The organism is Bradyrhizobium sp. SZCCHNGR1005, from assembly GCF_032489995.1.
Lineage (GTDB): Bacteria > Pseudomonadota > Alphaproteobacteria > Rhizobiales > Xanthobacteraceae > Bradyrhizobium.
This window is the reverse complement of record NZ_JAUEZC010000019.1, coordinates 1-22,226: the sequence shown is the minus strand read 5'-3', so window position 1 is coordinate 22,226 and position 22,226 is coordinate 1. Positions and strand designations below refer to the sequence as shown.

General features: G+C 64.1%; 18 protein-coding genes. 10 read left to right on the top strand and 8 right to left on the bottom strand.

The window, feature by feature from the left end; genetic code table 11:
• Nucleotides 1-144: 144 nt before the first annotated feature.
• A complete protein-coding gene (locus QXZ85_RS33505) occupies nt 145-291 on the bottom strand; it encodes a hypothetical protein (RefSeq protein WP_315741866.1) in 147 nt (48 codons plus the stop codon).
• A gap of 605 nt (nt 292-896) precedes the next feature.
• The gene (locus QXZ85_RS33500) at nt 897-1,280 is read right to left on the bottom strand and encodes a hypothetical protein (protein ID WP_315741865.1); all 384 of its coding nucleotides are present in this window, start codon (nt 1,278-1,280) and stop codon (nt 897-899) included.
• Nucleotides 1,281-2,313: 1,033 nt separating this feature from the next.
• Here QXZ85_RS33500 and QXZ85_RS33495 point away from each other — a divergent pair.
• Together QXZ85_RS33495 and QXZ85_RS33490 are read left to right on the top strand one after the other, a co-directional pair.
• Nucleotides 2,314-3,132: a UDP-2,3-diacylglucosamine diphosphatase gene (locus tag QXZ85_RS33495; protein WP_315741864.1), complete on the top strand. Its 819-nt coding sequence runs from the start codon at nt 2,314-2,316 to the stop codon at nt 3,130-3,132.
• Between the two features lie 106 nt (nt 3,133-3,238).
• Complete coding sequence (locus QXZ85_RS33490) at nt 3,239-4,228, top strand: threonine/serine dehydratase (protein ID WP_315707105.1); 990 nt, start codon at nt 3,239-3,241, stop codon at nt 4,226-4,228.
• Between the two features lie 37 nt (nt 4,229-4,265).
• On the opposite strand, the gene QXZ85_RS33485 is transcribed toward QXZ85_RS33490, so the two are convergent.
• Entirely contained in the window at nt 4,266-5,483 is a 1,218-nt protein-coding gene (locus QXZ85_RS33485; protein WP_315741862.1) for a hypothetical protein, read from the bottom strand.
• A gap of 396 nt (nt 5,484-5,879) precedes the next feature.
• On the opposite strand from QXZ85_RS33485, the gene QXZ85_RS33480 reads away from it, so the two are divergent.
• Complete coding sequence (locus tag QXZ85_RS33480; RefSeq protein ID WP_315707107.1) at nt 5,880-7,079, top strand: MFS transporter; 1,200 nt, start codon at nt 5,880-5,882, stop codon at nt 7,077-7,079.
• Here QXZ85_RS33480 and dgcA read toward each other — a convergent pair.
• The gene (dgcA, locus tag QXZ85_RS33475) at nt 7,049-8,044 is read right to left on the bottom strand and encodes an N-acetyl-D-Glu racemase DgcA (protein ID WP_315707108.1); all 996 of its coding nucleotides are present in this window, start codon (nt 8,042-8,044) and stop codon (nt 7,049-7,051) included. The genes QXZ85_RS33480 and dgcA overlap by 31 nt on opposite strands.
• 142 nt (nt 8,045-8,186) lie before the next feature.
• On the opposite strand from dgcA, the gene QXZ85_RS33470 reads away from it, so the two are divergent.
• Genes QXZ85_RS33470 through QXZ85_RS33460 form a run of 3 tightly spaced genes read left to right on the top strand, consistent with a single transcriptional unit; the run spans nt 8,187 to nt 11,005 of the window.
• Nucleotides 8,187-9,320, top strand: coding sequence for an ABC transporter permease (locus QXZ85_RS33470; protein ID WP_315707109.1), 1,134 nt, complete (start codon nt 8,187-8,189; stop codon nt 9,318-9,320).
• 2 nt (nt 9,321-9,322) lie between these two features.
• The gene (locus tag QXZ85_RS33465) at nt 9,323-10,096 is read left to right on the top strand and encodes an ABC transporter ATP-binding protein (RefSeq protein ID WP_315707110.1); all 774 of its coding nucleotides are present in this window, start codon (nt 9,323-9,325) and stop codon (nt 10,094-10,096) included.
• 33 nt (nt 10,097-10,129) lie between these two features.
• A complete protein-coding gene (locus QXZ85_RS33460) occupies nt 10,130-11,005 on the top strand; it encodes an MlaD family protein (protein WP_315707111.1) in 876 nt (291 codons plus the stop codon).
• A gap of 190 nt (nt 11,006-11,195) precedes the next feature.
• On the opposite strand, the gene QXZ85_RS33455 is transcribed toward QXZ85_RS33460, so the two are convergent.
• Nucleotides 11,196-16,727, bottom strand: coding sequence for a methyl-accepting chemotaxis protein (locus tag QXZ85_RS33455; protein ID WP_316175673.1), 5,532 nt, complete (start codon nt 16,725-16,727; stop codon nt 11,196-11,198).
• A 398-nt stretch (nt 16,728-17,125) separates the two neighbouring features.
• Here QXZ85_RS33455 and QXZ85_RS33450 point away from each other — a divergent pair, with 398 nt between their 5' ends.
• On the top strand, nt 17,126-17,512 hold the full coding sequence (locus QXZ85_RS33450) for an Hpt domain-containing protein (RefSeq protein ID WP_315707113.1): 387 nt from the start codon (nt 17,126-17,128) through the stop codon (nt 17,510-17,512).
• Nucleotides 17,513-17,630: 118 nt separating this feature from the next.
• Nucleotides 17,631-17,951 (top strand): 2Fe-2S iron-sulfur cluster-binding protein, encoded by a 321-nt coding sequence (locus QXZ85_RS33445; RefSeq protein ID WP_315707114.1) that lies wholly within the window; start codon nt 17,631-17,633, stop codon nt 17,949-17,951.
• A 68-nt stretch (nt 17,952-18,019) separates the two neighbouring features.
• Here the strand turns inward: QXZ85_RS33445 and QXZ85_RS33440 are convergent, their stop codons facing one another.
• The gene (locus QXZ85_RS33440; RefSeq protein WP_315729563.1) at nt 18,020-18,478 is read right to left on the bottom strand and encodes an acyl-CoA thioesterase; all 459 of its coding nucleotides are present in this window, start codon (nt 18,476-18,478) and stop codon (nt 18,020-18,022) included.
• Between the two features lie 290 nt (nt 18,479-18,768).
• On the opposite strand from QXZ85_RS33440, the gene QXZ85_RS33435 reads away from it, so the two are divergent.
• Together QXZ85_RS33435 and QXZ85_RS33430 are read left to right on the top strand one after the other, a co-directional pair.
• Entirely contained in the window at nt 18,769-19,797 is a 1,029-nt protein-coding gene (locus tag QXZ85_RS33435) for an NAD(P)/FAD-dependent oxidoreductase (RefSeq protein ID WP_315707116.1), read from the top strand.
• A 162-nt stretch (nt 19,798-19,959) separates the two neighbouring features.
• Entirely contained in the window at nt 19,960-20,568 is a 609-nt protein-coding gene (locus QXZ85_RS33430) for a DUF2147 domain-containing protein (protein ID WP_315768592.1), read from the top strand.
• A 785-nt stretch (nt 20,569-21,353) separates the two neighbouring features.
• Here the strand turns inward: QXZ85_RS33430 and QXZ85_RS33425 are convergent.
• The gene (locus QXZ85_RS33425; RefSeq protein WP_315707118.1) at nt 21,354-21,755 is read right to left on the bottom strand and encodes a type II toxin-antitoxin system VapC family toxin; all 402 of its coding nucleotides are present in this window, start codon (nt 21,753-21,755) and stop codon (nt 21,354-21,356) included.
• Nucleotides 21,752-21,988 (bottom strand): antitoxin, encoded by a 237-nt coding sequence (locus QXZ85_RS33420; protein WP_315707119.1) that lies wholly within the window; start codon nt 21,986-21,988, stop codon nt 21,752-21,754. Before QXZ85_RS33420 ends, QXZ85_RS33425 begins: the two co-directional genes overlap by 4 nt.
• Between the last annotated feature and the right edge of the window lie 238 nt (nt 21,989-22,226).

The window sequence follows — 22,226 nt, the reverse complement described above, 5'->3', positions numbered from 1 at the left end:
CGGCGCCAATCCGGGGACCCCACGGGGTTCAACGCGGCGCCCCCCGCAACAAAACGTTTTCACGCGGCCAAGACCCGCAACGGACATCCTCTCGCCGCATTCAATCGCTTCTGAGCGACCGTTCCTTGAAGCAGTTCAACGCGGCTAGAGTACGCCGATTTTCGGCGGAAGCTCTTTCGCCTCCTCATCCGCCAGCAACTTCAAGAGCACTTCCCGCTCCGCTTCATTGTGCGGTTCAGCGAGACGTTTCTTGAATAGGACGAGGTTCTGCAGGTGAATGTACTTCTCCATAACTGACCTCACTGATTGGGACGACAATTACTGTTTTTGGAGAGCGAAGCGCGCGCAACCACCCGCGCAATGCCTCCGGCTTCATGGGGCCTTCCTGACTTCCTAAAGTCCGGACTGTGTGCTGCGCCTTCGGACATCCTTTGCACCAGGGAAAATCAAGCAGGCAGAACTCATCGCCTGAAAGCGCGCCTGCCACCATTTCGAAGCGCCACCACAACTTGACAGGCTGAACTTGGCTGGGCTGAATTTCGGCATGATGCTCCCCAAGATCAGGCGGGAGCACAACACTCTCAGTCACCGATGGATACCGAGGATAGAGCAGTGATGGAGATAGCGTGCCGCAGGACAGCGCGAGCTTATGGTCAAAATCGCTCATTCGCGAAAATTTAACGCGACGAAATTTCGCATCAGATTCGGACCGCATCACTCATCACAATGTCGCCCTTTGGCCCGTAGGCGAAGTTAGGCCACGGCCGCCTCCCGCCCCTCTCGGTGGTACAGCAGACATCACCGAGCACCGAGCCCTGATAGTCTCTCAGTTCTGACGCTCGTTCATACCATTTTGCAACGGGCTCGCTTTCGAGCGGAGGGGCAGGTCCGCCACGCTATCGCCCCGGCGTTCTGAATCGAAGCTCGTAGGTCGCGGTCCCGTACATTGAAGAGACCATTGCGGCGGGGCCGCTGAACGGCGCGAGCGGTCCGGAGACATAGAACGAACTCAGCCGGCAGTCGGCCCGCCAATATTCGGACAGGATGGCGCACTCATTGGCCGCCATGGTGTAGAGCGCGCGGCGTGCGGTGTCCTGGGCCGTGGCGGAGGGCACATCGCGTGCGTCCGCGGCGCCGTCGATCCGGGCCTGGAACGTCGTCGTGATCTGCAGAGGCGGGTTGGGACCGGCCGCTCCCGGCTCGACGGGAAGATTTGATTGCGCTGACGCTGCCGAGATCGGCAGCGCCAGAGCGAGCGCCGCAGCTATCGTTCTTGTCATGACCAGTCCCCCCCCAATGATCACTGGCGATGCCGGCCTGGCGCGGCCGAAGCGCCACAACTGGATTCAAGCTGTAGCCCGAAGGGGACCCTTGAGGCCATCTGTTTCGACCCGGCCGTCGTCTGTCGGGCAAATCAGGACGCAACGATAAGGTTAGCGTATCTCGGCGAGGCTGCGGAAGCCTCGAAACCGTCCGCGCGCAGGGGCGAAAATCGCCTGAGCGATCAAGCTGATTTGGCTGGTCCAGATGCGGCGCGAAAAATAATTGGCTTTCGTTTTTTCGGAAATTGGTGTCCTATTCCCTCGTCCCGTGCTCACGAGGAGGGGCGCTTCGCGATCGTCACGAACGTTGAGCGCGGGATGCGGTGGGCGCATCGGGTTGCAGCGTGGTCTTCCACGCCGACGAACAGCTTGATGCGCACGGTCAAGTCATGTGGTTCTGACATCCCGGTGCTGATGTCTGCGCAACGCGCGGAACGCGCGTTGTCGCTACAGGGGCAAGAAAGCCGGTCCCTGGGGAGAGCATGAAGCAGCCGTTAAAGCCATCGCGCAGGGAAGGCCGGAGCATCTGGCTGAGACCTGTGGTGACCGCCGCGTGCATTTTCTTTCGCACGCGGGCCATGGGTATCAGCAGATACCCGGCCTTCCCTGTGCCCTCCGATCGATAGGAGGGTGGAGCTAGCTGCAAAACTCGGACGCCATGCGCCGCGAGAACGGGATTGTATGTGGTGGCGTCGTTACTTCGTTTGCGCCCGCAAATGGCGCAATGGAACGAAACCCTCAGTCAAGCTTTTGGTCAGCCGCTCAAGGAAAAAAGGCCGAATCTTTGTGCAAAACCAATGCGGGCATTTCCCCCATAAAGCACCCCTTCTGTCGCCTGATTGTCGCATCGCGCTGTTATCGCGGGTAAACGGCAAGGGATACCTGAGTCGTCACGCGAGCGGCTTTCAGCAGCGGTCCGGACGGGGGATGCGCGCTAGCAGCGACGTCGCTCGTCATTGGTTTGTCATCAGAAGCTGTTAGGTGGGCGCGCATGGGAATTGAGAACGCTGCAGGTGAAGAAAGCCCGGACCGGCGCTTTCGCACGCTGTTCATCTCCGACGTTCATCTTGGGGCCCGCGGTTCGCAGGCCAATCTCCTGGTCGATTTCCTCCGCCATCACGACGCTGATACGATCTATCTGGTCGGCGACATCGTCGATGGCTGGGCGCTGAGGTCGAGCTGGCACTGGCCGCAATCCCATAACGATCTGGTGCAGAAGATGCTGCGCAAGGCGCGCAAGGGCGCCAAGGTCGTTTATGTGCCCGGGAATCACGACGAGTTCCTGCGTGGCTATTACGGCACGCATTTCGGCGGCATCGATGTGGTCGAGAACACCGTGCACACCGGCACCGACGGTCGCCGCTATCTCGTGATCCATGGCGATATCTTCGACCTCGTCGTGCAGAACGCGCGCTGGCTCGCCCATCTCGGCGACAGGGCCTACGACTTCGCCATCCAGATGAACCGGTTCGTCAACTTCTTCCGGCGCATGTTCGGTGTGCCCTATTGGTCGCTGTCGCAATGGGCCAAGCAGAAGGTCAAGAACGCGGTCAACTACATCGGCGCGTTCGAGACCGCGCTCGCCGCCGAGGCGCGCCGGTACGGCTGCGACGGCGTGATCTGCGGCCACATCCATTACGCCGTGATCCGCGACGAGCAGGGCATCCGCTACATGAACTGCGGCGACTGGGTCGAGAGCTGCACCGCGCTCGCCGAGCACGAGGACGGTACCTTCGAGATCATCACCTGGACCGACCAGTTGCGCAAACCGGCCCCCGTGCCGCGGGTGACGGCGCGCGCCGCGGCGTGACGAACGGGCCGCAAGGGCAGGGGCCGTCTGCTCCCGCCGTGTGGCCTGAACTGGGTTGATGCCTGCGGGCTTGCGAGGCGGTCCCGGGGCGCGGTAAAGTCGTAGCATGACCATTCAGGCTTCGATCCCTACCGTCACTGCGGCCGACATCGACGCGGCCGCGCGCGTGCTCGCACCCGTCGCGGTGCGTACGCCCCTGCTGGCCTCGCCCGTGCTCAGCGAGCGGCTGAACGCGCACGTCTTCGTCAAGCCGGAAGTGCTGCAGCGGACCGGCTCGTTCAAGTTCCGCGGCGCCTACAATAAACTGGCGTCGATCCCCGAGAGCGCACGCGGCAATGGCGTGGTGGCGTTCTCCTCGGGTAATCATGCCCAGGGAGTCGCGCATGCCGCGCAGCTGCTGAAGATGCATGCGACCATCGTGATGCCGACCGATGCGCCGGCCGCCAAGCGCGAGCGCACCAAGGCCTTTGGCGCCGAGGTCGTGCTGTACGACCGGGATCGCGAGGACCGCGAGGCGATCGCGCGCGAGATCGCCGGCAAAAGCGGCGCGACGGTGGTGCCGCCTTATGACGATCCGCTGGTGATCGCCGGTCAGGGCACCGTCGGCCGCGAGATCGCGGAGGATCTGACTGCGCTCGGCCTCGCGCCAGGCGTCGTCGTGGTGCCGGCCTCGGGCGGCGGACTGGTCGCGGGGGTCTCGACTGCGGTGAAGGCGAAGTTTCCGCAGGCCGAGATGATCGTCGCCGAGCCGGAAGGATTTGACGACCACGCCCGCTCGCTGCGCGCCGGACAGCGCGTCGCCCACGACGCCAAGGGCCGTACCATCTGCGATGCGCTGATGGCGGCGATGCCCGGCGAGATCACCTTCGCGATCAACGGACGGCTGCTGTCGGGCGCCGTGTCGGCCTCGGACGAGGAGGTGGGCCGCGCCATCGGCTTCGCGTTCCGCGAGTTGAAGCTCGTGGTCGAGCCGGGCGGATCGGTGGGCCTCGCCTCGCTTCTCGCCGGCCACATGGATGTGAGCGGAAAGATCGTCGTGATCGTGCTGTCGGGCGGCAATGTCGACGCCGATCTCTACGCGCGGCTGATCGCCTGAAACGCGCCGGACTTGCGCGCAGCCGGACGCGGCCGCGTCACGAGAAGAAGGCGACCTTCTCCGGTTGCGTCATGCGCCGGATCGGCATCAGCGGGTCGTTGGCGGTAATTGGCTTGCGCGGCAGGAGGCCGTTGGCGAGCAGCGCCGAGCCCAGCGATGGTTCGTAAGACGGTTTGAGCATGGCTTGAACCGCCGTTGCGACCGCCGGCTGGGGCGCAATCGCTGCGGCGGGTTCGGGCGGCTCCGGCATGACCGGAGCAGGCTGAACGAACTCAGGCGCCGCCGCAACCTGCGGCTCGGGGGCGACCACGAGTGGCAACGGCTGCGGGGCAGGGGTGACCGCCACGGAGAGGGGCGGCTCGGAATCGGAGACGGTCGGTGCGGGAAAGGTCGCCGGCTCGGGAGCCGTGGGGTCGGCAAAGGTCGCAACGATGTCGTCGTCGACCGTAGCCGGCTCCTGGATATCGAAGCCGATGGTGCGGACCCGGGCGAGGTCTTCATCCTCGATCAGGTCCGGCGCGGCCATCTCTGCCGCCACCAGCTCGAGCACCGCCTCGTCATGGGCGTCGGCGGTGGCGGGGTCGACATCGTCTGCGGTTTCGACGACGGCGCTGACGGTCGCGGCCGCTTCGACCTCGATCTCAGCAAGCTCAAGCGTTGCGTGAGCCGATTCGACCGTCGCGCCAAGACGCTGATTTTCCTCAGCAACGGGCTCTCGGTTAAGCCCGACTTGCGACAGCGCTTCAACATGACCGGGAGCGGCCGGTTCGCTCGCTTGCCTTGCAGCCGGTTCGGCTGTCGCCTCGGCAGCAGCGGCCGCCACCGGCTCGGGCGCAGTGTCCACGGCGTCCAAACCCGCGGCGGTCTTCAGCGGGTGGACAAAATCCACCTCCGCCGGCGTGCTCGCGGCTTCGGCCAGCGCGCTTTCGGCCGTCGGCAGGTCTACCGTCACTGCCATCTCGCCAGCCGGCGGGGCATCGGTGGCCGTGGCGACCTCGGCGGCCGCCGCAGGCACGGCGTTGTCAGCCGTTTCGAAGGCGTTCAACCCAGCCCTGATGCTGTCGAATGCGGCCAGGAGCGCAGCCCTTGGATCGGCGCCGATGAGCTGGTCGCAGCCTGATTCGATGGCCTCGATCTGGGTATCGATCAGATCGCAGATCCGCGAATCCGCCCCGATCTCCCGCCACCGCCAGGAAATCTCCTTGATGATTCGGGTTCCCTTGCGGACCGGGGCCAAGTTGTGCTCGAGCGCCAAGCGATCGATCGCCGCGCCCGCGGCTGCAGCGGCGTCCTCGACCGCTCCTCGAATGGCGGCGAGCGCCTCGGGCAGCGCCCGCTCGTCGAACTGCTGCTCCTGCTGCTGTTCGCGCTGCGCGGCCAGCGCGTGCTCGATGCGGGCAACCGCGTTGAGCACCATGCTGGTGTCCGCGTTGCGGTTGCGCTTGGCATACTCGCCGAGAAACCAGCGCCCCCGCGAGGTTTCCATGAAGGCATCGCGGATCGCCTCATAGTCAGCCTCGCTCGGCTGGGCCGCGCGGGCGGAGATCGGCGAAAGGGCGAAGACGTCATCGACCATGGCAAACCCGTCGCGCAAATTGCTGCGCGTTGGCATAACGAACATCACGATATTGACCGAATCGCAATTGAATTGATGCAGTCCACCCGACAAATCCCCACCGCGTCACGTAAGACGTTCCCATCGTTCGCTCGGCGGCTGGGACTGTTCTACGGCGCGATCTTCCTTTTGTCGGGCACCCACCTGCCATTCTTTCCCGTGTGGCTGCGGGCCATCGAGTTGGACCCATCGTGGATCGGCCTCATCATCGGGGTCCCTGCGGTGACGCGTTTTACGGTGCTGCCCTTGATCACCGCATTTGCCGAGCGCCATCACGCCCTGCGCGGTGCGATGAGGCTTTCGGCAGGTGCAACCGCGGCAGGTTTCGCGATCCTTGGCCTCCAGCATCTGCCGTGGTCGATCTTTCTGATGTACGTCGCGATCTGCTGCCTGTGGACGCCGCTCGTGCCGCTCACCGACGCCTACGCTCTGCGGGGCGTCGTGAGCTACGGCTTGGACTATGGCCGCCTGCGGCTCTGGGGTTCGGCAGCCTTCATCATCGGCACGTTGCTGTGTGGTGCCTTGGCCGATGTGATCCCGGCGACCCAACTCATCTGGGTCATCATGGCGGCCGGTTTGCTCGGTGCGGTGAGCAGCGCAGCGTTGGCGCCTCTGGATCTGCCGACACGCGCAGCGGGGGCAGCGAAGCGTGGCAGGAAGCTGCTGGGTGATCGGGACTTCATCTGTATCGTCTTGTCGGCCGCGCTGGTGCAAGGCAGCCACGCGGCCTATTACGCGTTCTCCGCCATCGACTGGCAGGCTCAAGGGTTTGGTGGCCTGACCATCGGCGGGCTCTGGGCGCTCGGCGTTATCGCCGAGATCGTGGTGTTCGCCGTGTCTCCGCGCCTCAGTTGGGCACCGGCCAATCTGCTTATGATCGGCGCCGGCGCAGCTGTGCTTCGCTGGGTCATCGCCGCTCATGAGCCGCATGCGTTCGCGCTGGCTGCCGTGCAGCTTAGCCACGGCTTCACCTTCGGCCTGACGCTGGTGGGCACGATGGGATTGTTGGTACGGCATGTGCCTGCGCATATGACTGCGCGCGGCCAAGGCTATTACGCGGCGGCGACGGGCATCGTTGGTTCGGCCGCGTCAGTGATGTCCGGGCCCGTCTATGCCCAGTTTGGGCCAGGCGTCTATTACCTTATGGCGACCATGGCAGCGCTCGGCGGCGCGCTGATGTGGCTCGTGCGGTTGCGATTGACGCCTCATCCCCACAACGCGGCATCGGGCGGGTAGACCAGGCTGTCCTCATAATGCAGCCCATTCGCCCGGTCCTGGGCGAGCAGCAACGGGCCGTCCAGATCGACGAATCGGGCGAAAGGCGTCAGCAGCATGGCCGGCGCCATGGACAGCGAGGTTGCGACCATACAGCCGACCATGATGTCGAAGCCAAGGTCGCGGGCGGCATCCGCCGCCGCAAGCGCTTCGGTCAGGCCGCCCGTTTTGTCGAGCTTGATGTTGACGGCGTCATAGCGATCGCGGAGACCCTCCAGCGATGCGCGATCGTGCACGCTCTCGTCGGCGCAGACCTTCAGCGGCCGATCGATCCGTGCCAAGGCGCGGTCGTTGCCAGCGGGCAGGGGCTGCTCCACCAGAGTCACGCCGACGGCTGCACAGGCTGCGAGATTTGTTTCCAGATTTTTCTCCGTCCACGCTTCGTTCGCGTCGACGATCAGTTGCGATTGCGGCGCCGCTTGGCGCACCGCGACGATGCGCTCGCCGTCGCCGTCACCGCCGAGCTTGACCTTCAGCAGCGGCCGATGCGCCACCTTGGCCGCTGCGCCGGCCATCGCCTGCGGAGAGCCCAGCGAAATCGTATAAGCAGTGACACATGGCTCGGGTGCACGTCGGCCGAGCAGGTCCCAGATGCGCCGGCCGCTTCGCTTGGCCTCCAGGTCCAGCAACGCACAATCCAATGCGTTGCGCGCTGCGCCAGGCGGCATCGCCGCCTGCAGAGCCGTCCGATCGAGGCCATTGGCGACCGCGTCGCGCATTGCCAGCAGAGCGCTGAGGGCCGCATCGGGAGTTTCACCGTAGCGAGGGTAGGGCACACATTCGCCGCGTCCGACGAAGCCGTCCTGCCGTAGTTCGGCCACCACGACCACCGCTTCGGTCTTGGCGCCGCGGCTGATCGTGAAGCTGCCGGCGATCGGCCATTGCTCGATGTTTCCGATCAGGTTTGGAGAATTGGTGGAAGTCATTTAAAAAGTTCGCGATTTTCGAATCGTGGGCTTGCGGGGCGCGACCGACTATGGCTGGTTGGGCCGGGGTTCGACAAGGTGATAGCAGCGTGCGCAGACTATTCTTGCCGAAAAGCGGCCGGCTGGGCTCAGGGCGGCCATCATGATCAACGGTCCGACTCTGGAGCGGAGCGCTCAAGGCGATGTGTTGCTGCTCCGCGCAGCTGGCACATGGACGGCATCCTTCGCGCCGCTTCTCGAAAAACTGGTCGCCGAGGCGGAGAAACTCGCGGGCACCAAGCCTGATGTCGCGATCGACGTCTCCCAAATCTCCAAGCTCGATACGTTCGGAGCTTGGCTGATCGAGCGGCTGCGGCGCAGTTTCACACAGGGCGCCATCGAGGCGAAGGTGGATGGTTTGTCCGTCACTTATGCCAGCCTCGTTGATGAGGTCCGTCGCGTGACGCCCGCGCCTGACGATGAGACCGGAGCGGTGACCGTGGTGGGCATGCTGGATCAGATCGGCCGCACCGTCGCCGGTATCTTCGGCACCATCGCCGCGTTGGTCGATATGCTGGGGGCCGTCATCGTCGCCAGCGCACGCGTGTTTCTCCACCCGCGCAGCTTCCGCTTGACCTCGACCGTCCATCATCTGGAACAAGTGTGCTGGCGGGCGGTCCCGATCATCGTGCTGATCACCTTCCTGATCGGCTGCATCATCGCGCAGCAGGGCATCTTCCATTTTCGTCGGTTCGGCGCCGACATCTTCGTCGTCGACATGCTCGGCGTTCTGGTCCTGCGCGAAATCGGCGTGCTGCTGGTCGCGATCATGATCGCAGGTCGTTCGGGCAGCGCCTACACGGCCGAGCTCGGCTCGATGAAGATGCGCGAGGAGATCGACGCGTTGCGCACGATGGGATTCGATCCGATCGAGGTTCTGATCCTGCCGCGGATGCTGGCCCTGGTCATTGCGCTCCCGATCCTGGCGTTTCTCGGCGACATTGCTGCGCTCTACGGCGGCGGGCTCGTGGCCTGGCTTTATGGAGGCGTTCAGCCGGAAGCGTTCCTGCTGCGCCTTCGCGACGCGATCTCGATCGATCACTTCAAGGTCGGGCTGCTCAAGGCGCCGGTCATGGCGGCGGTGATCGGCATCGTCGCCTGTGTCGAGGGGCTCTCGGTGCAGGGCAGCGCGGAGTCGCTCGGCCGGCACACCACCGCGTCGGTGGTCAAAGGCATCTTCTTCGTCATCGTGATGGATGGCGTGTTCGCGATCTTCTTCGCGGCGATCGGAATGTGACCATGACGGTGCAGCAATCGTCCGGTGCCATCATCCGGGTGCGCGACGTGACCGTTCAGTTCGGCAAGACGCGCGTGCTCGACAGGCTCGATCTCGACGTCGAGCGCGGTGAAATCTTGGGCTTCGTAGGTCCGTCCGGCGCCGGAAAATCCGTGCTCACTCGTACCATTATCGGGCTCGTGCCCAAGCTCTCCGGCCATATCGAGGTGTTCGGGGTCGACCTGGACGCTGCCGATTCCGGGATGCGCCGTTCCGTCGAACGGCGTTGGGGGGTTTTGTTCCAGCAGGGCGCCTTGTTTTCCTCGCTGACGGTGCGCCAGAACATTCAGTTTCCGATGCGCGAGTACCTCAAGGTCTCCCAGCGCCTGCTCGACGAGATCATGGTGGCCAAGTTGGTGATGGTCGGGCTGAAGCCGGAGGTCGCGGATCGGTTCCCCAGCGAGCTTTCGGGCGGTATGATCAAGCGCGTGGCGCTGGCGCGCGCACTCGCGCTCGATCCGGAATTGGTGTTTCTGGATGAGCCGACGTCCGGCCTGGATCCGATCGGCGCAGGCGACTTCGACGAACTGGTCCGTACCCTGCAGCGCACTTTAGGCCTGACGGTTTTCATGGTAACCCACGACCTGGATAGCCTGCATACGGCCTGTGATCGCATCGCCGTTTTAGGCGACGGTAAGGTCATTGCCGCAGGATCGATGGCCGATATGCAGGCCTCGGAGCATCCCTGGCTGCGGCAGTATTTCCACGGCAAACGCGCCCGCGCCGTAATGGCGTAGCGCGATGCTTGCACGCAAGCACCGGAGTTTTTGATGGAAACGCGGGCGAATTACGTGCTGATCGGGTCGTTCACGCTGGCGGTGATCGCAGCGGCGGTCGGCTTCGTCCTTTGGTTTCAGAGCCTGCACACGACCAAGCAGCGTGGCCCATTGCGGGTGATCTTCGAAGGTCCAGCCGCAGGACTGCGCAATGGCGGTAGCGTGAATTTCAACGGTATCAGGGTCGGCGAGGTCATTTCGGTCAAGCTCGACAACCCCCGCCGCGTTGTCGCGCTCGCCATGGTCGAGAACAGCGCGCCGATCCGCCGAGACACCCTGGTAGGACTCGAGTTCCAGGGCCTGACTGGCGTTGCCGCCATTTCGCTCAAGGGCGGTGAGGAAGCCGCGCCGCCGCCGCCGCTCGATGAAGACGGCGTGCCGGTGCTGCGCGCCGATCCGAACCGGCTGCAGGACGTGACCGAGGCGATCCGCGCCACCTTGCAGAATATCAACCGGGTCGTCGCCGACAACCAGGAAGCTGTCCGCAATTCGCTGAAGAACCTCGAAGTCTTCACCCAATCGCTGGCCCGCAATTCCGAGCGGATCGACGGCGTGATGGCACGGGTCGACGGCATCATGGGCAAGGCGGACAGCCTGATGCTCGGGCTCAACACGCTCGCCGGCGGCAAGGACGGCGGCGAGTTGCTCCTGACGGTCAAATCGATCCGTGAATTGGCGGAGGATTTCGACAAGCGGTCGGGTGCGCTCATGGTGGACGGCCGGCGGACGCTCGGCGACATCAGCCGGGCCGTCAACAATTTCGACCGCAACCCGACCCGGGTGCTGTTCGGCGCCAGCAGCTCGAGTTCCAGTCCCAGCAACGCCCAGGCCTCGCAGCCGGCGCCCGTCGCCAGCGAACGACGGCGGTGAGAAGGCAAGTCGCGAATAGGGAATAAAGCGAGTAGGGGGGGCGCGCGCGAGGTAAGCTACGAAGCGCGGTCGATTATGTGAGGCCCACCGCTGATCTGGTCGTTAGTCGACATCCTACGAAGTATCTCGGAAAGCAAAACGGAGGCCGTGAGGCCTCCGTTTTCCGTTTGCGATCAGCCATTCACTGTTCTCACGCCAGCCGTCCGGCGGCATGTGCGAGCAGCGTGTAGACGAGCCCGGTTTCCGAGGTCAGCTGGTTGCGCAGCGCCTGCGGATTGCGGTCGTCGCGCGCCACCTCGTCGAGCAGCCGCTCGAACTCGGTGATGTAGCGATCGACGGTCTGCTTGAAGGTGCGATCCGCGCGATACTTGCGTGCCACCTCGTCGAACGCCTTCTGGCCGGCCGGCGTGTAGAGCCGTTTGGTGAAGGCCTTGGTTTCGCCGCGCTGATAGCGATCCCACATCTCGGCGGCGAGCGCGCGATCCATCAGGCGAGCGATATCGAGCGATAGCGACTCCAGCGGATTGCCGGACTGCGGCACGGGCCCGCGACCACGCGGCGCTTCGCGACCGGCGGCACTATTGTCGGCACGGTTGAGGAGGTCGGACAGCCAGGTGTCGCGGCCTGGATCGGCGGCCGGTCCCATCGGCGGGGCCTCGACGCGCCGGGACGGCGGCTGAACGCCGAGGTCCGGGGGCGGCAGATTGGCGGCGCTCGTGGGCGAGGGCTCGCGCATACGGATGTCGCCCCGTCCGCCCGCCGCGACGGCGGCAGCAGCAGCCACCGGTTCCTCCTGGCGGACCGTGGTGGTCACGGTCGCCGTCCTCGTCGTGTTCACCACGTCGAGGCCGCGGCCGTGATGGGCAACGATCCGGTTCAGCTCGGCGAGCGCCTCGATCTGGTCGACGATCACCTTGCGCATCTGTGCAGTGCTCTCGGCGGCCTCCTGCGGCATTTCCAGCACGCCGCGGCGCAGCTCGTTGCGCGTGGCCTCGAGCTCGCGCTGCATCTCCGCGGTCATCTGCTTCATGTTCGTGACCAGGCTGGCGAACTTCTCCGCCGACTGCTTGAACATCGCATCCGCTTCCTGCGTGCTCTGCTCGTAGATCGCGTGCATGGATTCTGTGGTCACCCGCCGCTCTTCCTCGGCGGTGGCCCGGATCGCCTCGAACTGGCGGCTGATCGCGGTCGAGCCGGCGCCCGCGGTTTCCGCGACCACGCGCGCGATGTCGCGTGCGCGCTCTTCGGCCGCGGCGAGCGACTCGTCGAGCAGCGTGGTGAAGCGCGACAGCCGCTGGTCGAGATCGGCCGTGCGAAGGTCGATCGTGGTGATCAGCGATTCCAGCGTCGCCTTGCGCTCGCCGATCGAGACGCTGGCCTCGCGGTTGCTCTGATCGACAACGGCTGCTGCTTCCATCAGCGCCTTGCCATGGGCGTCGAACTGACCCGCGAGCGAGCCGAGGTCTTCCAGCGCCTTCGTGGTCTTGACGTTGAAGACGCTGAGCTGCTCCTCCAGCGTCTCCGTGGCCGCGCCGTTGCGCGTCGTCAAATCGCTCATCGCCGTGACGAAGTCGGCCACGCGCGTGACCAGAGCACGTTCGAGCGAATTGAGGTTGTCGTGGGCGCCGGTGAGCACCTCCTGCAGGAGGATGTTGCCTTCGCGCAGCCGCTCGAACAGGGCGACCGTGTCGGTGCGGAGGATCTTGCTGGTTTCCTGCATCTCGGTGACTGCGGCGACCGACACCTGGCGCGACTGCTCGATCGCGGCGCGGGAAGCCTGCTCCAGCTCCTTCAGCGATTTGCCGATGGCAGTGGTCGCGAGCTCGCCGGCCGAGGTGATCGTGCGCGCGACCTCGGTGCCGTTGCCCATCATGGTCTTGGCGAAGGCCTGGCCGCGCGATTCGATCGATTTCAACGCATCCGAAGTGACGCGATCGATCTCGATCGTGAGCTGGTTCGCCTTGGAGCCGAGTGCCTCGACCAGCTGGCCGCGCCGGCCATCGAGCATTTGCGACAGTCGCTCGGTGTGCTGCTGAACATAGGTCACGATCTCGTCGGTCTTGCCGGTCATGGCCGAGCCGAACGAATTGCCGGCCGCGAGCACGGTGCGCTCGATGTCGGTGGAGGTCGACTTCACTCGCGAGCTGACTTCGTTCACCGCTGCCAGCAGCATATTCTGCGCGTTCGCGGCGCTGGTCTGGATGTTCTCCGTGGTGTTCGCGGCAACCGCATTGATCGCCTGCTCGATCTCCGAGGAGATCGTCTTGAGCTGGCCGGCGGTGTCGGTCGATGTTGCGGTCAGCAGGGCCTGGGCCTCACGCGCGCTGCCCACCACCGCGGCCGCCGTGTCGGCAGAGGTCGCCGTCAGCGAGGTCTGGGCCTGACGCGCGCTATTGAGGATGGCGCTCGCCGTGTCCGCGCCGACGGTCGACAACGTACGCTCGAGGTCGGAGGCCAGCGACTTGATGTGGTCCGTCGCCTCGGTGGAAGTGACCATCAGGGTCGACTGCACGTCGCGTGCACTGCTCACGATCGAGGCCGCTGTGCTGGTGCCGACTGCGGCGAGGGTGCGCTCGACGTCGGATGCCAGCGATTTGACGTGATCGGCGGCTTCGGCGGAAGCGGCGATCAGCTTGCTCTGCACGTCGCGGACGCTGTTCACGATCGTGGTTGCCGTGCTGGTGCCGACCGCCGACATGGTCCGTTCCACGTCGACGGCGAGCGTCTTGACGTGATTGGCGGCTTCCGATGAGGCGCTGATCAGTGTGGTCTGCGCTTCGCGCGCACCGCTGGTGATTGCTTCCGCCGTGGTGGTGCCGGCGAGCGACAGCGAGCGTTGCACGTCGGCGGTCAGCGATTTGACCTCGTCGGCCACTTCGGAGGAGGCGGCAAGCAGGGTGGCCTGTGCCTCTCTTGCGCTACCGGTGATCGCTTCCGCGGTCGAAACACCGGCGCTCGACAGCGAGCGCTCGACGTCGATGGTGAGCGACTTGACCTGGCCGACTGCTTCCGATGACGCCGCGACCAGGGTGTTTTGTGCTTCGCGTGCACCGGCCATGATCGAGGCCGCCGTTGCGGAGCCCGCCGCCGCCAGCGTGCGCTCGACATCGGCGGATAGCGACTTGATCTGGGCGACGGTATCGCCGGAAGCCGTCACCAAGGTGAGCTGCGCGTCGCGCGCGCTCGACAGGATGGCATTGGCCGCCCCGCTGCCGGCGCCGGTGAGGGCCCGCTCGACTTCGGTCGAGGTGGTCTTCAGCTGCGCACCGACATCGGTCGATACGGTGAGCAGCGCCTGCTGCGCTGCGCGCGCGCCGGTCTGGATGGTCTCGCTGGTGTTGACCACGAGATTGGTCAGGGAACGCTCGGCGTCTTCCACATGCGACTTGATGCTGGCGGACAACAGCTCCGCGCGCGTCATCAGTTCGTCGCTGGCCTGGCGCCCGCTGCTCTCGATGCGGCCGGCCACGGCTTCGATGCGGGTCCCCAACAGATCTTCGAATTGGGCGACGCGCTGGTCGATGTCGCCGGCGATGCCGCCGACCCTGGTCTCGATGCTCTGGTGGATCTGTTGGAAACGCGCCGTGACGGTATCGGCCAGTTGCGTGGTGCGGCCGTCGATCGTCTGCGAGACGGTGGCGACGCGCTGGTCGATGGCTTCGAGCGCCTCCGCCGTGCCGTCACTGAGAGAGGAGGTGAGAAGGGTCAGGCGGGAATCGATCGAATGGATCGCCTGGGCCGCGCCGTCGGTCAGCGAGGACGTGAGCACGGTGAGGCGGGAGTCGATCGTATGCAGCACCTGGGCCGCACCGTCGGTCAGCGACGAGGAGAGGGCGTTGAGACGGCCTTCGACCGTCGTCGTGACCGAGGTCGCGCGCGAGTCGAAGTTTTCTTCGAGCGACTTCAGCCGGCCGTCGAGGTTCTGGTGGAAGGCGTTGATCTTGTTTTCCAGCGCGGCATCGAGATTGGTGATGCGCGCTTCGAGCGTGGTCTCGAACTGCGAAAGGCGGTGATCCAGCGTGGCCGTGATCTGCCCGCCGTTCGAGGACAGACGGCTATCGAAGGTGTCGACATAGGTCTTCAGATTATCGGTGATGTCCTGGGTCCGCTGGCCCATGCGCTCGACGATATCGCCGCCGAACGTCTTCACGGTGCGATCGAATTCGCTGATATGCCGGGTGATCAGCGCACCCAGGGTGCTCGAGTCGCGGGCGAAGCGCTCGGCGAGTTCGGTGCCCTGGTTCTTCACGAGCTCATCGAACGCGCTCATCTGCATCGACAGCGTGTCGTGCGCGGCCTCGGTCTGGCTCACCACCTTTTCGACCAGCGAGCTGACGGTCGCATCGAGGGATTCACTGGCTTTCTCGCCGCTCGAGGCGATATGGCCCGACATTCGCTGGCTCGCATCGTCGATCTTGCGCACGAGTTCGCCGCTGCGCAGCTCGAGCTCGAGCAGGAGCGAGTCGCCGGAAGCCTTGAGCGAATCGTGGACCTGCTCGGTGCGCACCGAGATGCCGTCGACGATGACCGCGGCCCGCTGCTCGAACTCGGCGGTGATGCGGTCGATCCGCTCGTTGAGCATCTCATGGACGCGATCGGAGAGATCGGCGAACTCGTCGTGGACGTGTCCGGTCTTGAAGTTGAGGCTTGTGGTCAGGCGCTCGGAGGCGTCGAGCACGGCACGCGTGGTCTCGGAACTGGCCTCCTCGAGCCGATCGAGCAGGTCGCCGCCGCGCTCGCCGAGCGCCAGGATCATGTTGTCGCCGGCATTGCCGAGCGCAGCCGTGATGTGGGCGCCGCGCTCTTCCAGCGCGCTGGTGATGCTCTTGGCGACTTCGTCGACGCGCGAGGCGATCGCGTCCGAGATGAGCGCGATGTCGTGGCGCAGATCGATCTGCACTCCGGAAATGGCGCTGCGAACCTGCTCGGCCTGACCGACGAGATTGTCGCGCTGATGGGCGATGTCCTGCAGAAGCGCCCGGATCCGCACTTCGTTGTCGCTATACGCGCGCTCCAGCGCGGCGACCTCGTTGGCGACCAGGGTCTCCAATTCGCCGGCGCGGGCAATCGCGCGCTCGACGCCGTCGCCCATCGCTGCGACCTCGCGCCGGATCGCCTGGCCGACGGTGACGATCGAATCGCTGACTGCGCCTTCCGGCTCCGAGAAGCGGATCGCAACCTGGGCCATCGACTGCGCGATCATGCGCAGTTCCTGGCCGCGCCAGGTGAGGCTTGCGAGGAAATAGAACAACAGCACGGGGGCGAAAAACAGCGCTGCCAATCCTGCCAGCACCAGGACGCCGCCGCTCTGCCCGATCGCCGATTGCAGCGAGGGCAGGAAGCCGACCGTCAGCAGGCCGCAGCCGACGATCCACACGCCGGCAAAGGCGGTCGCGATCGTGTAGACGCCGCGCGAGGGGCGGCCCTTCTGAATGGCCTGCAGGAGCTGGCCGATGGTCTCGCGATCGTCGTTGGCGGGGCGACGGGCGATCAACGGCGGCGCATCATTGTCGTCGAAGGCCGGGCGCTCCGCGCCTTGACGCACGTCGAATGTGGTTTCCCCAAAGGCAGGGCCGATCGGCATGATCGGCGACGCCTCGTCAGCACGATTCGGCGCCTGCGCCTCTTCCGGCGCGGCCGTATCGCTGATGTTCAAAGCCTCCTGAATGGCAGACAGCGCAACTTCAGTCGGGTCTTTGACCTTTTTTGGGGTGTTTGCCATGTTCAGTCCGAGCCTCGTCGTATTTTTTTGATCCGGTGAGCCGCGCACGAATGCCCCATCGCCGGGCTCGGAACCGGATTCATCCACCGCGGGCGCCCAGGCGCGGCACTTGCCGGCTAGCCCGCTCCATCCAAAGCGCATCCTATTGGCTGGGCGAGGTGAAAGAAATGGTCGCGGTTAAGAGATTCTTAATCATCGTTAACAGGACCCACCGGTAACGCATTTGAAAGTCCCGAAAATTCGATTTCGGCCGCAATTGGGGCGGTCCCGCGCCTGAAACAAGGCAGAGCCGCGGCAATATACAGGTAAGGAGGTATTAACCATTCCCATGCTTGGCTGGCGCAACCGTGGCCCTCGGGATGAGAGTTCGCGGAAATGGACTCCCCGAGACGTACGCCATGACGCCAGACCTCCACCGGATCGAATGGATGCCTTCGCCCCCGCTTGTTCCCGATGACGGGCCGATCTGCCTGGACCAGCTCAGGCGGATGACGCTTGGCGACCTCGATCTCGAGCGCGAGGTGCTGGGGATGTTTGCGAGCCAGTCCGGCCGTATCCTTGGCCAGCTGATGGGACTGCCGGGCGATGCCGCGGCGCTTGCGCATACGCTGAAGGGCTCCGCCCGGGCGATCGGGGCGCTGGGGGTCGCAGAAGCCGCCGAAGCGCTGGAGATGGCGCTCCGCGACCGCGACCAGGCCCATATCCTGACCCTTACCTTGGCCGAACTCGGCACGGCCGTTGGCGAGGCGCGCATGGCGATTGCGGAGATGCTGGCGGCGTCCTGATACTCTCGTCCGGAGACGCGAACCGCCCCGAACACGGCGCACCGGGCGGCACTAGCGCCGGGCGGGTCGACCCGTTATAGGACAGCCCGACTTCATTCCCCCGCAGCATCGAGCGAACATGGCCAAGATAACCTTTGTCGACCACACCGGCGAATCCCGAACCGTGGAGATCGAGAACGGCGCGACCGTGATGGAAGCGGCCATCCGCAACGCCATTCCCGGGATCGAGGCCGAATGCGGCGGCGCCTGCGCCTGCGCGACCTGCCATGTCTATGTCGACGAAGCCTGGCGCGAGAAGGTCGGGCCGCCCACGCCGATGGAAGAGGACATGCTCGACTTCGGTTACGACGTGCGGCCGAACTCGCGCCTGTCGTGCCAGATCAAGGTCTCCGACGAACTCGACGGCCTCGTCGTCTCGACGCCGGAACGTCAGGCCTAAGCGCCTCCCGCGCGCGCGGTCCTGCGCGCGCCGCCTTGCTTTCGCGACCTTTCCGCGTGTCGACACGCTCAGGCCGACGCGGCCGTTCCGCGCCGCAGCCAGGGCTGGAAATTGCTGACTAGCTCCGGCGTCAGCGGTGTCGGCATGCGTGTCGCTTCGTCGATCAGCACGTTCACGGCCTGCGCCGAAGCCACGCAGGTGTTTTGCGCGAAGATCACCTGGTCGAACGTCACCGAGGTGCGTCCAAGCTTGGCAATGCCAAGCCCGATTTCGATCGTTCCTGGCCAGCGCAGTTCGGCGCGAAATTGAATGTCGAGCCGCACCATGATCCAGGTCAATCCCTTCGGCATCAGATCGTTGTTAGGGTCCTTCATCAGCATCACGCGGGCGCTTTCGAAATAAGTCGCAAACACCGCGTTGTTGACGTGCCAGTTCGGATCGAGATCGCCGAACCGAACGTTGTCGCCGAGCCGGTACGGAAAATCCTCCAGACGAAGCGCGTCCTCATGCGAGGGGGAGACATTCACGAGACCATCTCCATGGACGTATGATTTGAGAGCATGTCTTGAATGAATGGGGCGGCATCATCGATCGGATTTCACGTTCGCGCAAGAGTCGTTATATTTGATGTGCACCACTTTCAGGTGCCGTCGACCCCAGGCCGGCGGATGCGAATTGAGACCTATCCGACGAGCATGCGCCCCGCCCGGCGCCAGCCGGTTTTGAGGCTTCCCTGGGTGAGCCGCCTTGGCTACACATTTGGACACCGCCACTTGCCGCGACATCTTGCCTGCGGCCTCCCAACGAGAAGAGCGACATGAGCGAAACGATCAAGACCGATGTGCTGATCATTGGCGCGGGCCCCTGCGGACTGTTTGCCGTATTCGAACTGGGGCTGCTCGATATCAGGGCACATCTGATCGACATCCTCGACAAGGTCGGTGGCCAATGCGCCGAACTCTATCCGGAGAAGCCGATCTACGACATTCCCGGCGTGCCGATGGTCACGGGGCAGGGCCTGACCGATCAGTTGATGGAGCAGATCAAGCCATTCAATCCAACCTTCCATCTCGGTGAGATGGTGGAGAGGGTCGAGAAGATCGGCGATCCCGGTTTCCGCATCACCACGGATGCAGGCAAGGTGTTCGAATGCAAGGTCGTAGTGATCGCTGCCGGCGGCGGCTCGTTCCAGCCCAAGCGGCCGCCGGTTCCGGGCATCGAAGCCTATGAAGGCACCTCGGTGTTCTATGCGGTGCGCAAGATGGAGGAGTTCCGCGACAAGAACATCGTCATCGTCGGCGGCGGCGATTCCGCGCTCGACTGGACTCTCAATTTGCATCCGATCGCCAAGCGCATCACGCTGGTGCACCGGCGCGACGATTTTCGCGCCGCTCCCCATAGCGTCGAGCAGATGCGCGCGCTCGTCGCCTCCGGCAAGATGGACTTGAGGATCGGCCAGGTCACCGGCCTCGAAGGCGGAGGCGGCGTGCTCACGGCAGCCACCCTCAAGGGCAACGACAACACGGTGGAGACGATCGCCTGCGATAGGATGCTGCCGTTCTTCGGCCTCACGATGAAGCTCGGTCCCGTCGCCGAGTGGGGCATCGCGCTGGAGAACAATCTGGTTCCGGTGGAGACCTCGGCGTTCGAAACCAGCGTGCCCGGTATCTTCGCGATCGGCGACATCAACACCTATCCCGGCAAGATCAAACTGATCCTGTGCGGCTTCCACGAGGGCGCGCTGATGGCGCAGAAGGCGCACCGCTACGTCTACCCGGAGAAGCGGCTGGTGTTCCAATACACGACATCGTCATCGAGCCTGCAGAAGAAGCTCGGCGTCAACTAAGCGGTGGATTGGAGGGAACCGGCTCCAACCGGAATGTGACTGGATGTTTCTGGGCGGCTGCGATTCCACAGCCGCGCAAGACCTGCTATGTGCTGGCACGGTCCTCGAAATGGCCGTACTCTGCGTCCATGCGCTTTATGGATTGGTCAAGGTGAGATGATGATGCTGATAACGTTTCCCCGGCTTCGGCTGATGCCACGTGTCGCGACATTTGCCACCCTCGCCGTCCTGCTTGCTGGGTCGCTGGTTGCTCGGCCTGCGCTAGCCGCCGAACCGTCCGCCGCCGGCCTGTGGCAGAAGGTCGAGAACGGGGAGCCGAAGCTCTACGTTCTTGTCGTCGATCACAACGGTGTCTACGAGGGCGTGATGGCGAAGCTGTTCCCGAGACCTACCGATTCGCCGAATCCGATCTGCTCCAAATGCACCGACGACCGCAAGAACGCGCCATGGCTCGGTATCTCCTTCATTCGTGACATGAAGCTTCGCGACATGAAGCGCGACGGGCTGGTCTATGAGGACGGCAACGTGCTCGATCCGCGCGATGGCAAGATCTACAACGCCAAGATGACGCTCAGTCCGGATGGACAGACGCTGACGCTGCGCGGCTATATCGGCATCTCGTTTCTTGGCCGCGACGAGACCTGGGTGCGCCTGCCGGACAGCGCCATGGCGCAGATCGATCCGGCCGTGATCGCGAAGTACCTGCCGGCCCAGGCCGCAGCGGCGAAGCAGCCGGCGACGACGGGCAAGAAGATCGCGCCGGCGAAGTAGTCAGCTGCGAGACGTCACGTCCGACATATCAATCTCCCTGTTGCCGCCCGGCTCGTCCGGGCGACGTGGTATTCCTGAGACGGTGATGCTCGAGCTGAACTCCTGCCGTGCAAGGTTTCAGAACGTCAGCTTCTCAGCGCGCGATTGGCGTCCGTCGGATTAGCAGAAGCCGCAGGAACCGGCCGCATAGGGCCAGCTAGCAAATCGGGTCTCTCCTACGGTCATCAGCGGAGCTGCCACGCGGCGCAAAATTTTGCGTCGCCCGGAACCATTCTGTCGCAAGCCCATTGCTCACCGGCACCATCATTAACTGAAGAAAATGCTATGAGGGCTTTCGCAATCGCATTGGCAGCCGCTGCAAGTACGTTTGTGGTGACCTCTGTGTCCGCTGCCCCGCTGTCAGCGGTGTCCCCCCGCGGCAGCGAGCTACATCCAAAATGTTCGCATGGTCTGCAATGAAGACGGACGTTGCTGGCGTCAGCGCACTGAGCGGCGCGTCATCGTCCGAGAAGGTCGCGATGCCTCGATTACGCGCCTCGCGAGCGCTATTACGAGCGCCGCAGCTATCGCGACCGGGGCGGGGTCGGTATCGACGCGCCCGGCGTGAGCGTCGGCATCGGCACCGATCGCTACTGAGGTCGAGGAAGAGGTCCGATACAAGGGGCTGCGGAGAAGTCCGCCGCCCTTTGCAAGCATGCTCGCGGCATACATCGGACAGGGGCGTCGCACCTAGCCTTTAGGGAGCACTGAACCGCTAGGATCTCAAGGACCTTGTCGCCACGCCTTTAGATAAGCCAATTCTCAACTTTGAGACCTCGAACACGTTTGAACTCCCGATCATTCGCAGTGACGATCGTGGCGTCCGTGGTAAGAGCATGGGCGGCGATCAATAGATCATTGCCGCCGATCGGAGTGCCTGAGGCTTCCAACTCTGCGCGAGCGGATCCGTAATGCCGGTCGGCTGGAGCGTCGAAGGAGAGCACAGGAATCTCGTTCAATAGTTCTTCAACAGCTTTGCGCAGCCGATCAGAGCCGCTCTTGGCGCATCCGTAGCGAAGTTCGGCCGCAACGATGATGCTCGTGCAGACGTTCCGATCGCCGACCATACTCAATCGCTTGTAAGCTTTTCCACGAGGATTCTTGAGTAGGTCGGAAATGATATTTGTATCCAGCATGTAACGCGTCAAAGCAGGCGCTCCGGAGCTGGAGCGGGATCATCGATCTCAGGTAGCTCCTCGGGGATCGGCTCCATGGTCTTAAGAAGCGCGAGGAGCCCTCGCTTGCGTAGGGGTTCGATGATGAGCCGGTCTCCCTCCCGATGCATGATGGCGTCGGTCCCAGGGAGTTCAAATTCCATCGGAATCCGTACTGCCTGGTTGCGGCCGTTTCGAAAAAGTTTGACCTGCCTAGCGTCGGACATACTCGGTAGCCCTCGAAAACTTCCGGCATATGCTGATGACATATGTCGAAAGTTCCCCAAATACAAGGGAAAGAGTATTGCTGCGTCACAAGCGCGAGACATGGCCTGCTTCACGCTCATTCTGGGGCGATGCGCCAGCATCGAACTATGGTGCGCAATTGCGAGATTCCTGTATCTGACCGGGTGTCACTGTCATAGTGGCGGCGGGTAGAGACAGCTCGTTGGATTCCCGGTTGCC

Excerpts from the sequence above, each read along its gene's own strand:
- QXZ85_RS33505 (WP_315741866.1), bottom strand. The coding sequence starts at position 291 with ATGGAGAAGTACATTCACCTGCAGAACCTCGTCCTATTCAAGAAACGT.
- QXZ85_RS33500 (WP_315741865.1), bottom strand. The coding sequence starts at position 1,280 with ATGACAAGAACGATAGCTGCGGCGCTCGCTCTGGCGCTGCCGATCTCG.
- QXZ85_RS33495 (WP_315741864.1), top strand. The coding sequence starts at position 2,314 with ATGGGAATTGAGAACGCTGCAGGTGAAGAAAGCCCGGACCGGCGCTTT.
- QXZ85_RS33490 (WP_315707105.1), top strand. The coding sequence starts at position 3,239 with ATGACCATTCAGGCTTCGATCCCTACCGTCACTGCGGCCGACATCGAC.
- QXZ85_RS33480 (WP_315707107.1), top strand. The coding sequence starts at position 5,880 with ATGCAGTCCACCCGACAAATCCCCACCGCGTCACGTAAGACGTTCCCA.
- dgcA (WP_315707108.1), bottom strand. The coding sequence starts at position 8,044 with ATGACTTCCACCAATTCTCCAAACCTGATCGGAAACATCGAGCAATGG.
- QXZ85_RS33470 (WP_315707109.1), top strand. The coding sequence starts at position 8,187 with ATGATCAACGGTCCGACTCTGGAGCGGAGCGCTCAAGGCGATGTGTTG.
- QXZ85_RS33465 (WP_315707110.1), top strand. The coding sequence starts at position 9,323 with ATGACGGTGCAGCAATCGTCCGGTGCCATCATCCGGGTGCGCGACGTG.
- QXZ85_RS33460 (WP_315707111.1), top strand. The coding sequence starts at position 10,130 with ATGGAAACGCGGGCGAATTACGTGCTGATCGGGTCGTTCACGCTGGCG.
- QXZ85_RS33455 (WP_316175673.1), bottom strand. The coding sequence starts at position 16,727 with ATGGCAAACACCCCAAAAAAGGTCAAAGACCCGACTGAAGTTGCGCTG.
- QXZ85_RS33450 (WP_315707113.1), top strand. The coding sequence starts at position 17,126 with ATGACGCCAGACCTCCACCGGATCGAATGGATGCCTTCGCCCCCGCTT.
- QXZ85_RS33445 (WP_315707114.1), top strand. The coding sequence starts at position 17,631 with ATGGCCAAGATAACCTTTGTCGACCACACCGGCGAATCCCGAACCGTG.
- QXZ85_RS33435 (WP_315707116.1), top strand. The coding sequence starts at position 18,769 with ATGAGCGAAACGATCAAGACCGATGTGCTGATCATTGGCGCGGGCCCC.
- QXZ85_RS33430 (WP_315768592.1), top strand. The coding sequence starts at position 19,960 with ATGCTGATAACGTTTCCCCGGCTTCGGCTGATGCCACGTGTCGCGACA.
- QXZ85_RS33420 (WP_315707119.1), bottom strand. The coding sequence starts at position 21,988 with ATGTCCGACGCTAGGCAGGTCAAACTTTTTCGAAACGGCCGCAACCAG.